The following is a 13,275-nucleotide window of genomic DNA, read 5'->3' as shown; positions in this document are numbered from 1 at the left end:
TACACCGTGGGAATGTCCCTCGGCTGACGGCCACACGGCATCGATACGCCGAAGACGATGCACGATACGGTCAATGTCGAGAACCGCGTGCCGGTCCACAATAGCGTGATCGACCGCAGCGACGCCCCGCCCAAGGCCTTGCACCCCCGACGATCCCCGCCGCCATCACGTGCCGCGCAATGCTACCATGCTTCGATTTCGGCCCGAATACGGACCTTGCGAGCTTCAGGACCCGAAATCTCTTATCGTCTCGCGATTGTCACGCGGCTATCACCTTGGCGATGGGAGCTTACCAATGACGAACATCAACCCCGACCAGACGAGCCCGCCGTCGGATATCCCCAGCGCATCGGACCCTGCGTCGCCCTCGGATTCCGCCACGCCCTCGGATGCCGTACTCACGGACACCACGTCTGCTCCTAGACTGCCGCGGGGCACGGGGCGACGCTTGCACGGCGCGATCGCGCACAAGCTCGGCACCGCGATCCTGTCGGGCGAGTATCTGCCGGGCGACACATTGTCGGGCGAAGTTGCATTCTCGGAAGCGCTCGACGTGTCGCGCAGTGCCTACCGCGAGGCCGTACAGGTGTTGATGGCGAAGGGATTGGTCGAAAGTCGACCGAAAACCGGTACCCGCGTGCTGCCGCGCAGCCGCTGGAACCTGCTCGATCCCGACGTGCTCGCCTGGGCCTTCGCCGGCGAACCCGACATCGCCTTCGTCCGCGGACTGTTCGAGTTGCGCGGGATCGTCGAGCCCGCCGCCGCCGCGCTGGCCGCCGAACGTCGCGATCGAGCCGACCTGACGGTGATGAAGGAGTCGCTGGCCGCGATGCGCCGCCACACGCTGGCCACCGAAGCCGGCCGTGCCGCGGACCGCGAGTTCCACAACGCGGTATTGCAGGCGACCCGCAACGATGCGCTCGTCGTACTGAGCGCCAGCATCGGCGCAGCGGTAAGCTGGACGACTCAGTTCAAGCAACGCACCCGCTCGCTGCCGCGCAACCCGATCCCCGATCATGTCCGCGTGTACGAGGCAATCGCCGCGAGCGACCCCGCCGCCGCCAACGCCGCGATGCGCAAGCTGGTGGACCTGGCGCTCGACGATACGCAGCTGGCGATGACGCGGTAGGCTTGGTTCCTACGCGGCGCTCCGGCCATGCGCGATACCCTTTTCCAGCCCGCGCAGTTCCGCCAGCCCGCGCAGCCGGCCGATCAGCGAATAGCCAGGGTTGGTGCGCTTGTTGAGATCGTCCACCATCTGGTGTCCGTGATCGGGGCGCACCGGCAGAGACCGCCCGGTGCGCGCCTGCAACGCGACCAGCTCGGTCATGATCGCGGGCATGTTCGCATCGCCCTCCAGATGCGCCGCCTCGTGAAACGCGCCACCCGGTTCGCGCTGCACCGATCGCAGATGCACGAAGCCGATGCGTTCGCCGAGCCGACGAACCATCCCCGGCAGGTCGTTGTCCGCGCGGACGCCGAACGATCCGCTGCAGAAACACAGGCCATTGGCGGCCGATGGCACCGCGGCGAACAACGCGCTGGCGTCCGCCTCGGTGCTGACCACGCGCGGCAGGCCGAAGATCGGGAACGGCGGATCGTCGGGGTGCACCACCAGCCGGATGCCCTCCGCCTCGGCGACCGGACACACCGCCTCCAGGAACGCGACATGGTTCGCACGCAGCCGCGCTGCGTCGATGTCGGCATAGGTCTCGATCTGTTCGAGCAACTGCGGCGAACTGAAGCTCTCCTCGCTACCGGGCAGCCCGGCGATGATCGTCCGCTCCAGCGTCGCGCGCGCGGCATCGTCCATCGCCGCGAACCGCTCGGCCGCACCCGCGACGACATCGGGCGCATAATCCCGCTCGGCACCGGGGCGGCGCAGGATGTGGATGTCGTAGGCGGCCAGCGCGTGCAACTCGAACCGCAGCGCCCGCGCACCGTCCGGCAACGCCCAGCGCAGGTCGGTCCGCGTCCAGTCGAGCAACGGCATGAAATTATAGGTCACCACCTCGATGCCCTGCCCCGCCAGATTCCGCAGGCTGGCGACATAGGCCTCGATCAGCCGATCCCAGTCGCCCGAACGCCGCTTCAGATCCTCGACCACGGGCAGGCTCTCGACCACTTTCCAGTCGAGCCCGGCGTCCTCGATCATCACGCGACGCGCGGCGATGGCGTCGACGGTCCAGACGTCGCCATTGGCGACCTCGTGCAGCGCCGTGACGATCCCGGTCGCGCCGGCCTGGCGGATGGCGTCGAGCGGCACCGGGTCGTTCGGGCCAAACCAGCGCATGGTCTGGGTCATCTTCATCGGCCGCTCATCCCCCTTTTCTCATGGCGGTGCAGCCACATGCTCTCACTGTCGATAGCAACGATCGAATTGGTCTGACAACCTATAAGCGCTTGATCGCCGGATGGATCAGATCGTCGGGGCGCCGCCGTAACGCTGGCGAGTCGTCGCAAGCGCCAGACGGGCCTGTTCCATCGCCATCTCCTCGGTCTGGAACAGGAGGTGGTCCATCACCGACGTCAGGTGCGCGCGCATCGCGCCCCGCGCTGCCGCCGCATCGCGCGCGCGCAAAGCATCAACGATTGCAGCATGTTCGGCGACGACCGGCCGCACCTTGGCGTTGCGCGCCTTGGCATGGAGAAGCGCGCATTCGGGCGACGTCGAGCGCAAATGCCACAAATCCTCGATCGTCCGAACCACGCCCGAATTCCGCGTCGCCTTGGCGATCGCCATGTGGAAGTCGCGATCGGCGATCTCGGTGACTTCGGTCAGCAAGTTTTCGGTCGTCATCGCCTCGACCAGTCCGTCGAGCAAGTCGATCTCGGCATCGGTGATCTGGACCGCTGCGAGCGCTGCCGCCTCACCCTCGAACATGATCCGCGCTTCGGTCAGTTCGAACGCGGTAATCGCGAAACCAGGCTCCTCGCCCTGCCCCGGCAGCCGGCAGACATACGCCCCGGAGCCGACACGGACTTCGATAAAACCCTGCACCTCCAAGGCGATGAGGGCTTCACGCACCGCCGGGCGACTGGCGCCGTAGTCGATCGCCAGCTCGCGCTCGGCGGGCAGCCGATCGCCGATCGCATAGGTGCCCGCGACCAGTTCCTCGAACAGCCGCCGCGCCAGACGCTGGTACAAGCGATCGTTCGCGGGAGCGTCGTATTTTCCGACCGCGAACAGCGCGTTCTGGGAGGCGGGCTTTGCCACTGGACTTACCAATCTAATGTCTGTGTATTGATGCTACTACGTCGCCCTTCCCAAGGAAACTGGCATCGTCGAATACCCTAAGGGATAGGCGCGCGGCGCGTTCCGTCAGGCGACGGGAACCGCGCCGAGATAGGACATCGGTACCGGGATGGTAGCCAGTACCAGCTTCTGGAGCACCATATTGTCGTCCAGCCGCCAGATCTTGATGATATGTCGGCCCGTAGCGACGTCGCCAACGCCTGTCGACAATCGTACGCCATTGTCACGCACCGCATTCGCCCAGCGTACCTTGCCAATATTGTCCGTATCGCCTCCGGTAGGCTCGAGCACCGCACGCAGGACCTGAACCATACCGCCGTTGATCGACACGCCGATGCGCGATCCGTCATGACCGAACGTGTCGAGCGTCGGCACGAGGTACAGCGTCACCGTTGCCGGTCCCGCCTTCGCCACGGTGACGTCGTATTCCAGACAGATGCCGTCACTCGCCAGCGTTGCCGGTCGACCCTGCGGCATCGCGATCACTGCACCTGCCGTCCGACCCAGATGCGGTATCGTCGTCCAGCGCAGCCCCTTGCCGTCGCGTGCGCGACTGAATGCGGGTGCTTCGAGGGCGACGATGCCGGCCTGTGTCGCGGGCGTAGGGACGAAGACCGGTTGCTGCCGACGCTTTGCCTCGGGCGTATCGGCGCCGACCCGGACGATACTCGGCATGGTCTGTTTGGTGGGATCGTTCCAGATGACATAGCTCATATGGACCTGCGCCATCATGCCGTCCCACTTGCCGCCGTTGATACTGTGATACCGCTGCGTCAGTTCGCCGTCGCGGCGGAAAGTGGTTTCGACCTGATCGGCAAAATAATTGGCGCGGGCGTCGTTCTTCGACGCCAGCAGCCGGTTCCACGCGGTGCCGTAATACAACCGGTACAGGTTCGCGACGGCTGCCACGGGAAACTCGACCAACTGGTAATAGGCGTCACGCTGATCCGGCCGCAGCGTGGTGCGAACCGTGATCATCCGTGCCTCCAGCGCGTCCCACCCTTCAACCATCGCGCCGAACTCGCCGCCATCGAGGCCCTTGGGGGTGACTCTGCCTAGCGGGAAGCTGTCCTGATCGATCAACTCCGGCTTTCGGCGTGCGACATACTGGCTGTACTGCGTGACGATCTCGCCGATCGCCCGCGACTGGTCCGGGCCGAACGTCGCCGTCGCCCATGCGCGCGGATAGTCGGCAACCGCAGCCGGGGTCATCGCATCCGGGTTCCAGGCCTGCGCTAGGAAGAAGCCCAGCGGATATTCCATCGGCTTGATATCGCCGACGTTGACGATCCAGATCTGCGCCGCACCATGCCGGTACGCGAGGTCCATCTGCTGCCAGGTCTTCTCGATCTGGTTGGTGTTGATCCACTTGTAGTTGCGCGGGGCGCCGACGTAATCGAAGTGATAATAGATGCCGTACCCACCTTTGCGCGGTAGTGCGGCGGGATCGGGCAGGCGACGGATCTGACCCCAATTATCGTCCGAGAACAACAACGTGACGTCGTCCGGCACCTTCATGCCGTGATCGTAATAGTCCTGCACTTCCTTGTAGAGCGCCCAGACCTGCGGCGTCTCGGTCGCCGGTTTGCCGGTCACGTCGGCGATGATCTTGCGCTGGTCGGCGACGACGCGTTCGAGCAGCCCGGTCGCGGTGCCCTCGGCCATCGCCTCGTCGCCATCACCGCGCATGCCGACGGTCACGACGGAGTCGTAATGCTGGCCGCCGCCCTTCGTCATCATCCGCTCGATCCCGCCGCGCCAGAATTTACGCAGGTTGGCGCCGTTCTTGTCGTAATCCCATGCGCCACCGGTCACGCCCTTGTCCTCGTGACGATGCCATTCGGCCTGCGCGCGCAGCAGCGGCTCGTGGTGCGAATTGCCCATCACGACGCCCATCGCGTCGGCCAGCACCATGCTCGCGGGGTCGTCGTCTGCGAACGCCTTGCCCCACATGGCGGGCCACAGATAATTGCCCTTCATCCGCAGCAGCAGTTCGAAGACGTGCACGTACATCGCCGAATTGACGCCACCGAACGCCTTCTTCGCCCAGCCGCTGAGGCAAGGATCCTCGTCGTTGATGAAGAACCCGCGATAGCGGACCTTGGGCTGGTCGCGCCGCGAGCCCGCAGGGATCAGCACGTCGCGCTGGCGACGGACGGGCACGTCCGCGAACCAGTTCCACGGCGAAACGCCGATCCGCTCGGATACGTCATAGGTGCCGAACACCGCGCCCCGCCGGTCCGACCCGACGATTACCAGCGCGCGCGAGACGCCCGGCATCGGGTCGTCGACCACGATTTGCCGAAACGCTTCCCATTCGCCGTGCAGGTCGGCGGCCGCGATCTTGCCCGCCGCCACGAGACCATCGATGACGGCGCTGTGGCCGAGAACGCCAATGATAACCACCGGCCCCTGCACAACGCCGCTCGCGCCATCGGTCAGGCGCGCAGCTGCGCCGCTGACCCTCTCCAAATCGGCCGCAAAATTGGTGGCGACATGCCGGACCGCACTGTCGGCGTCGGCGTCGATCATGACTGCCGCCGGAATGCCCTTTTCGATCAAGGCAAACGCGGTCCGCGGGTCGGGCGCCGCATGTGCCTCGACAGCGAGCAAGGGCAGCGTCGCGAGCGCAGCGCCACATGCGGCACCGCCCATCAGCGTACGGCGTGATACGGCCTGTGACATCGTCGTCTCTCCTGTTGTGAGCAGGCGGACAGCCCCAGCTGAAACCCGCTGGCTGCGCTTGGCGGACCTCGCGTCGGTTATCCGTAGCCCGACCGCGCGCGCGTCGGGTCTTCGCGCGAAATCTCGCCGGCCTGCGCCATTATCGTCGAACCGATCTTGCCGGATCATCGGTCGGCTTGTGCGATCGTAGACCCGGTCGGGACCACGTCTTGAGGTAAATACCGACGGTGCGGTCGCATCACGACCGCACCGTCGGGTCTACTAGAAGGTCCCGCGCAGACCGACCAGGAACTGACGACCCGGCTTGTACTGCGTGAAAGTCGCGTTCTCGAACTGGAAGTACGACCGCAACGTCGCATTGGTGAAGTTCGCGACATTGACCGTCAGCTGAGGCGCCCCGGCAAAACCGAAGATCTTGTCGAGATCGAACGACGACGAGAAGTCGTAGGTCGTATAGTCCGTACCGAACAATGCCGCTGCCGGAATGCCGTTCTGCGCCGCACCGCTGTTCTGCGAACCCTCGCGCGAGGTAGTCGACACCCGCAGCATCACGCCATGCTTTTCGTAATAGCCCGTGATGTTGTAAGTAAACGGCGCCACGCCGAACGCGGTTGCCGCCCCCTTGCTGGTCTGGTCGACGACCGTCGCATTGGCGTTGAAGCCGAACCCGGTGATGCCGATAGTCTTGGTCAGGAAGTCGAGTGGCTGGACCCACTGGAATTCGAGCCCGTTGATGGTCAGCTTGTCCGCCACGTTGACCTGCGACGTGACCTGAACCTGAGCCGTGCCGGGGCCACCACGCGAGTTGATCGCGATCTGCTGCGTCGGGTTCAGCGTGTCGTAGGTGATCCCGTATTGCGACAGGTTCGAGAACGGAACCGTGCTGATCGCGGTGTTCGTGAAGCCCTTGATCGACTTGCGGAACGCATTGAAGCTGACCACGCCTTCGCGGCCGGTATAATATTCGAAGCCCAGATCGATGTTCGTCGACATGTACGGCTCGAGCGCCGGGTTGCCGATCGACGCCTGGTCCGCCGATGGTGCGCCGAAGTTCACGCCCGGCAGCTGCGCCGACGGATCGGGACGCGTCATGGTACGCGATCCGGCGACGCGGACCACCGCGTGCTCGCTGACGTCGTAGGCGAAGGTCGCTGCGGGCAGCCACTTCGAATAGACGTTGCGCGTCGACACGATGCTGACGAGGTTCGGATAGCGGCTACCGTCCGGCAACGCGACGCCGGTCGCTGTCGTATTGCGCGGATCGGGCAACGAGACGCGACCCGTGATCGTCTGGATCGTGTTGACGTAGCGCACGCCGACGTTGAACCGCAGCATGTTGCCGCCAAGGTCCTGCTCGCCGTTCACCGTGGCGAACGCGGACTTCACCACTTCGCGAATGCCGCCGCCGCTTGCGCCCGTGGTGGACGCGCCGCTTTCCGGCGAATTGTCGTGGTAGAAGTCATAGTTGGTCGCAGCCGCGAACTTCGGCCAGTCGACCGTCACGAAACCGGCCGGCCCTGGTGTCAGGTAGCTTGGGGCCGCCGAGTTGGGAACGAGCGAGCCACCATACGTCACCGGGCCGGTCATGCCCGCGGTCGATCCGGTGCCGAACCCCGGATAGGTCGGGTAGCCGGCCGGGATAACGCCCGGCGCATTGCGGCCTTCGCAGGGCGGCTGCGAATTCGGCGAGGCGACGAACACGCTGGGATTATTGCCGCAAACCGCGTTCTGGTACGCCTGGCTATTGTCGTTGCTGCTGATCCGGCGCGACACGTCGTCGAACGCGCCGCCGATCTTCAGGTTGAGGGCCGGCTTGCCCCAGGTCAGGTCGCCGCGTGCGCCCTTGCTCTTGTTGAGCCGGCGTTCGTCGGAGATGTTGACGCGGCTGCCGGGATTCCAGCCGAAATTCGCCGGATCGTTCAGGTCCAGTGCGCTCTGGATCGTCGGGATGCCGCTGCCGTCGTTGGAATAGGTCACGGTGTTGCCGACACCCAGCGGGGTCGTCAGGCCGACCGACGGGTTCTCGCGGTGGAAGGTCGAGCGCGCGTAATTGCCCTGCAGGTTCAGCTTGAGCGTGTCGGAGATTTCCCACTCGCCGCCGGGGTTGATGCTGAAGAGCTTCGTCGTCTCGGTGTACGGGCGGAATTCGTTGAAGAACTGCGCGTTGGCGAACGTCCCGCCGGTGACGACGCAGCCGATCGTGCAGTCGGCCTTGTCGAACGTCAGGTTGGTCGGGATGATCGCGCCGTTGCGGACGATCCACGCCATGTTCTCGCGCGTCAGGTCGTTCTTCTTGTAACCGTACAGGCCATCCACGTAGAAATGCAGCGTATCGGACGGCTGCCATTCGGCACTGACGATCGCGTTGATACGGTCCCGCGGACCGCGAATGCTGGTCGAACGCCCAAGCCGCGGCAGCAATGCGTTGTCGATCTGCTGGATCGTCGCACCTGGGTTGTTCGCGAGCAGGAACGCGCTGGTGATCGGCGTACCGGCTACCAGCCCCGCACCGGCGCCGACAGGCACCACGGCCGGGATCGTCCAGTTGCCGCCACCCGTCGTGTTGCAGCCCGAAGCCGCGCCGCACTGCGCCGCCGTCAGCGCCGGATTGGTATAGCCAATCGTCTCGAACCCGCGCGTGTCGGTGAACAGGCGCTGGGCGGACACGCCTGCGAGGATACCGACCTTGTCACCGCGCCAGCTGCCGATCAGCGAGCCGCGAGCACCGATCCGGTCCTCGGGCGACTGCTTCGTACCCTGCACGTTATACGCCAGGAACGAGGTCGCGCGATCGAACGGCCGTGCCGAACGGAGGTCGATGTTACCCGCCGCACCACCTTCGAGCAGGTCCGCGGTATAGCTCTTGTTGACCGTCAGCTTGGTGAACAGATCGGTCGGGAAGAAGCTGAGATCGACCGAGCGATCGGTACCCTGCGCATCGGTCGCGCCGGACGACGCCACCGCGATCGTTGCGCCGTTGAGCGTGACGTTCGTGAAGTTCGATCCCAGGCCGCGGATCGCGACGTTCGTGCCTTCGCCGGTCACGTCGCGCGTGATGGTGATGCCGGGGATGCGGTTGAAGGATTCTGCGATGTTGGTGTCGGGGAACTTGCCGATGTCCTCGGCGAAGATCGAATCCGTGAAACCGGTCGCTGCGCGCTTGGCGTTCGTCGACTTGGCGAGGCTCGAACGATAGCCGGTGACGACGATGTCGCCGCTATCGGCCGCATCGATCGTGCCGGGGGTCTGGTCGGAGTCCGGCAGGGCCGCTGCTGGCGATGCGGCGGGCGCGGTCGGCCCGGCGGCGGCGGGCGCGGCACCTTGCGACGCCGCGGGTGCAGGGTCCTGCGTCGGCGGAATGGTTTGCGCCGCTGCAACGGTGGCCGACAGCGCTACCATCGTCGTCGCGCACAAGAGCGCAGCGCGCGTAAGACGAGGGGCCATTTTGAAAGGCGTCATGTTCAGGATCCTCTTGGAACCTCGCTGTCCGACTGGCGGCAGGAAGCGTCTCGTTGTTATGAATGCTTGAAGAAAGTCAGACGCCGGGCGCTAGGTACTGCGCGACGTACTCCACCGGCTCAGCCAACTGGCCGACGGGCATGCGACATCAATAGCGTTAAAAGCCATCCCCATTCCTCGTCACGCCCGTCTATGCGGGTCCGTTGATAGCGCTATCTCACCGCTATTGGTCGACGAGTCAAGGCGGTTCGGTTAGGCCAATACTACGCGGTCGGCTCTACCGGTTCTCATCAAAGGCCGAGCGTCACGTATTTCTTGGCGGCGCGCTGAGCGGTATGTCAGAGTGTCGAACCATATCAATGGACCGTAGAAGCGTCGGAAAATCGAGTTTGGAGGTCGACGGTCGATGGACGACGCGTCTTGCCGAAGCTCAGTCCAGTCGAGGCAAAGCCGTCGATCGGTCTTTATTATATAGCGGTATCATGCGCTCGTCGCTCGTGCCGACCAGTCGCGAGCGCCAGTCGCTGCGTCCTCGCGATGCCGCATCCACCGAGGCTCTTGATCGGATGCCCCGGGGGCCCATGCGATCGACTCGACGTCTTGAACATCGTGTTGCCGTCGCCATCCGGACCGACCGACTTTTCACGGACAACTTTGCGCTCCAGGGTCTACCGACCGACCTTCACGCCGGGCCGGCTCTTGAGGCGATGCGTACCGCCCAGGTGATCTCGGTAATCTCGATCCGAGATCATGCAAACGGTCTTCGCTCGGACGAGCGGTTCACTCGTTACCAAGCCACGACCAACGTGGCCGGGGGCGTAGATCGTCAGTCGGACGAAAACAGGACACGCTGGAACAACGCGAACATCCACTCGGTCGCCTGCGCGAACAGCGCCGGATCGTACCTTGGCCCCTCGTCGCGGAGAAACGCGTGCGCAGCGTTGACCTCATGCCATTCGTACCGCGCACCGACCTTTTCCAGGCGCTGGCGGATGAGCGCCCGGCCGGCGAACGGTACATGTGGATCTGCGCGACCGAAAACGAACAGCGCTTCGGCCTTCAGGTCCGTCATCCGCGCTAAACTGTCGTCGGCCTTGCCGAGCCCGAGCGAACCCGAATGGATATCGGTCGGATAGAAGCACGCCGCTGCCAACACGCGCGGGTCGAGCGCCGCACGATATGCCAGATGCCCGCCGAGACACACGCCGACCGTCGCCAGACTCCCCGTGCAAGCCGAATGCCCGGCGAGGAAATCCAGTCCGGCAATGGCATCGACATCGAACGCCGCAACCGGCTTGGCAATCTTCAGCGCGTTTCCGCGCTCGGTACCGGCGGTATCGTAAGCCAGCACGGTCCCGGGCGCCTCATGCTCATGATACACTTCGGGGACCGCGACACAGTATCCGTGCCCCGCGATATACGCGGCCAGCCGCCGGATCGGCGCCGTCACCTGATAGATCTCCGAGAACAGCAACACCCCCGGGAACCGCCCTTCGATCGCCGGCCGAAACAGATGGACCCGCATCACGCCACCGTCGGCCGAGAGCAGGTCGACGAATTCGTCGTTGGAGATGATCATGGCAAAGTATCCGAATTAAGCTGCCTCGCAACGCTACCGCATCGCCGAGGCTCGTCCACCGAAAATCCCGGGTACGCCACCTTTGCGTGCGGCCCGTAGGCGCACTCCACGGCTACGGGTTCCAGCATACGCGCGCGTCCGCCTTGACCCCGCTCTCTTCGACCAGCACGCTCGCCGTCATCGCCGCCCGCGCAGATCGCGGCTTCGCGACCGCCCGAGTGGGGCTTGCGCGTCGCCGGCGCGTGCAGGACCTGACGTGTGGCGCCAGCGCGGGACGGCTCGAACAGACCAGCGACGACGTGGCCGTCTTTGGCAGTTCGATACTGCTGAACGTCTTCCACGGTGGCGGATGGGGGGTCGGCGTCGCCGACGCGCCGCGCGACCAGACGGAAGCGCTGAGTCGGGTAATGTTGCTCGATGCCGATCACGACATACCGATCGCGCAAGCCGAGGCGGCAAATGCGGATGCTTCGAGTGCGCGGATGGGGATACAGTCTCAATAGCGTCGCTCAGAGATACAGTCGCCGAGTTCAAAGCTCCGGTCGAACCCGGCAGCGGCGATATCGCGGTGCACGCCAAATCGCGCAGCTTCTCGATGATGCTATTACGTCGCTGTCAGGTTAAGCGCTTGTAAGGCCAGCCTCGAATTCGGACGCTGAGCCAACGCTTCGGCTGCCAAAGACGATACCGTTCTGCCCTTAGCGGCCATCAACCTACGGCTCGCCACGGTTCTTGGGACCGTTCGGCTGCAGGGGCTCAATCTGTTCACCTGTCAGCCAGCAAAGATCATTGCTCTGCGCGCTCTTCGCCGACCTCAGTCAAATCGCCGCGCACAAATCAACAAGCCCCAACCTTAGCACGCCCTTACCGCGACAACAGTTCCTACGATACGTTCCCTGAATTTTATCGGGCGCTTGAATCCGTCAGCACTTCCTGCGCCACCTCAGCAACAGGCTTTGCTCCAAAGCGACGTGCCCAACGCCTACCCCAATTTCGGCCTGGTACTTCGACGAAGCGATACACCGGTTCCTGCACAATGAATGTGACGGGGATCGTCAAAAGCATCAGAACACCAAGACGAGTTCCACCCAACCATCCATTGCTGGTGGCCACGGTGCCGATCACCATGATAACAGACCAATGGAAAAGATAGGTCGAGTAGGAGCGTTCAGCGACGAATTGAACAAACCGAGTTTCCAAAAAGAACGACATTAGCTTGATATGGTACCGATCGATTCCGGTCGCGCAACGATCTTCTCTTAGGATGAAGCTGAATACGACCATCCAAACCGCTATCGCCGGCGCCCCCATCCAAAACACAGTAAATCCTAATCCCAAACCGGTTGCGGCAACGAAAGTTACCCGCCCAGCCAGCGAAGGGGCAGCATAACGGCAAGCGATACCGATCAAGAAAAATTTAGCAGCACCGACAAGGATACTTGGCCGATCCCATAAAGGTTTAAACTCAAGATGATATACCGCAAAACACGCCATTACGGCAACAACCAGCCATACGGACCTGGACTTGTTGCCACATAGCCAGATTGCTAGCGGCGCGATTAGATAAAACTGCCACTCCAGAGAAACACTCCAACCTGGCGGACTAAACACATATTCCGAGTTTGGAACAATTGTGTTCGGTATCAGACCATGTAGCATGGTGATGTGAGCGACTACATGTATCGGAAAATAACTGACTAGCGAGCGGTAATCTGAACCGTGCAACGGCTCAAACCAAGCCGGCGCTGCCCAGCGATTGCCGACCCTGTAAACCAAACCTCCAACGATGCACGCAACAAAGAACGCAGGAAACAGACGCATGAATCTCGGGATAATGTAGCTGAAGTAAGGTCCTGGCCGCTCAACTAAAAGATGCGTGATTACAAACCCGCTGATGATGATGAAGACGTTAACAGCCTCCCCGCCTATATCGAGTTTGATCCATGCTTCCCCGCCGCCGGCCGACGACGATTGCTGGATGATGTGCGTAATAACCACCACCCACGCCATCCATGCGCGGAGACCATCAATGGCAATGAAGCGAGGCATGGCGGCCCTGGGTACGATCGGTTCAGGCACGAGCGGAACCTTAGCATTTGAAAGTACGATCAAGATTGGCTTAAGTTGCCTTCTACCACCAGCCCAAAAAATCGATGTGGAGACTCAAAATTGTCCCGTATTTGGTCGGGAAACGGCATCTTGAATTGATATAAGCCATCTAACCCTTCTTGGTTAACCGGGGTTGCAACCCTTGTAACAATTTTGCTCATATCGAGCCTCAGCTTCGAAGCCAGTG

At 63.2% G+C, this 13,275-nt stretch carries 8 protein-coding genes; 2 read left to right on the top strand and 6 right to left on the bottom strand.

All coding sequences use genetic code 11. The features are described from left to right. Window positions 1-295: 295 nt before the first annotated feature. Entirely contained in the window at window positions 296-1,129 is an 834-nt protein-coding gene (locus AC1MH0_RS14545) for a FadR/GntR family transcriptional regulator (protein ID WP_480963367.1), read from the top strand. Window positions 1,130-1,138: 9 nt separating this feature from the next. On the opposite strand, the gene uxuA is transcribed toward AC1MH0_RS14545, so the two are convergent. The 5 genes from uxuA to AC1MH0_RS14520 all read right to left on the bottom strand — a co-directional run bounded on the left by uxuA (window position 1,139) and on the right by AC1MH0_RS14520 (window position 10,979). Further along, window positions 1,139-2,311 carry a mannonate dehydratase gene (gene uxuA, locus AC1MH0_RS14540; protein ID WP_480963366.1) on the bottom strand — a complete coding sequence of 391 codons (1,173 nt, stop codon included), beginning with the start codon at window positions 2,309-2,311 and terminating at the stop codon, window positions 1,139-1,141. A gap of 108 nt (window positions 2,312-2,419) precedes the next feature. Continuing rightward, the gene (locus AC1MH0_RS14535) at window positions 2,420-3,217 is read right to left on the bottom strand and encodes a FadR/GntR family transcriptional regulator (RefSeq protein ID WP_480963365.1); all 798 of its coding nucleotides are present in this window, start codon (window positions 3,215-3,217) and stop codon (window positions 2,420-2,422) included. 105 nt (window positions 3,218-3,322) lie between these two features. After that, window positions 3,323-5,941: a glycosyl hydrolase 115 family protein gene (locus AC1MH0_RS14530; RefSeq protein ID WP_480963364.1), complete on the bottom strand. Its 2,619-nt coding sequence runs from the start codon at window positions 5,939-5,941 to the stop codon at window positions 3,323-3,325. Between the two features lie 261 nt (window positions 5,942-6,202). After that, window positions 6,203-9,400 (bottom strand): TonB-dependent receptor, encoded by a 3,198-nt coding sequence (locus AC1MH0_RS14525; RefSeq protein WP_480963363.1) that lies wholly within the window; start codon window positions 9,398-9,400, stop codon window positions 6,203-6,205. An 826-nt stretch (window positions 9,401-10,226) separates the two neighbouring features. Then, window positions 10,227-10,979 carry a dienelactone hydrolase family protein gene (locus AC1MH0_RS14520; RefSeq protein ID WP_480963362.1) on the bottom strand — a complete coding sequence of 251 codons (753 nt, stop codon included), beginning with the start codon at window positions 10,977-10,979 and terminating at the stop codon, window positions 10,227-10,229. Between the two features lie 86 nt (window positions 10,980-11,065). On the opposite strand from AC1MH0_RS14520, the gene AC1MH0_RS14515 reads away from it, so the two are divergent. Continuing rightward, entirely contained in the window at window positions 11,066-11,482 is a 417-nt protein-coding gene (locus AC1MH0_RS14515; RefSeq protein ID WP_480963361.1) for a hypothetical protein, read from the top strand. A 400-nt stretch (window positions 11,483-11,882) separates the two neighbouring features. Here AC1MH0_RS14515 and AC1MH0_RS14510 read toward each other — a convergent pair whose 3' ends face one another. Beyond that, complete coding sequence (locus AC1MH0_RS14510; RefSeq protein WP_480963360.1) at window positions 11,883-13,028, bottom strand: acyltransferase family protein; 1,146 nt, start codon at window positions 13,026-13,028, stop codon at window positions 11,883-11,885. Between the last annotated feature and the right edge of the window lie 247 nt (window positions 13,029-13,275).

The organism is Sphingomonas sp. AP28 (assembly GCF_056680455.1).
The sequence above is the reverse complement of the archived record's forward strand: the minus strand, read 5'-3'. Positions and strand labels throughout refer to the sequence as shown.

What these genes read in the sequence shown, in the direction of transcription:
- AC1MH0_RS14545 (WP_480963367.1), top strand. Translation starts at nt 296, where the DNA reads ATGACGAACATCAACCCCGACCAGACGAGCCCGCCGTCGGATATCCCC.
- uxuA (WP_480963366.1), bottom strand. Translation starts at nt 2,311, where the DNA reads ATGAAGATGACCCAGACCATGCGCTGGTTTGGCCCGAACGACCCGGTG.
- AC1MH0_RS14530 (WP_480963364.1), bottom strand. Translation starts at nt 5,941, where the DNA reads ATGTCACAGGCCGTATCACGCCGTACGCTGATGGGCGGTGCCGCATGT.
- AC1MH0_RS14525 (WP_480963363.1), bottom strand. Translation starts at nt 9,400, where the DNA reads ATGACGCCTTTCAAAATGGCCCCTCGTCTTACGCGCGCTGCGCTCTTG.
- AC1MH0_RS14520 (WP_480963362.1), bottom strand. Translation starts at nt 10,979, where the DNA reads ATGATCATCTCCAACGACGAATTCGTCGACCTGCTCTCGGCCGACGGT.
- AC1MH0_RS14510 (WP_480963360.1), bottom strand. Translation starts at nt 13,028, where the DNA reads ATGCCTCGCTTCATTGCCATTGATGGTCTCCGCGCATGGATGGCGTGG.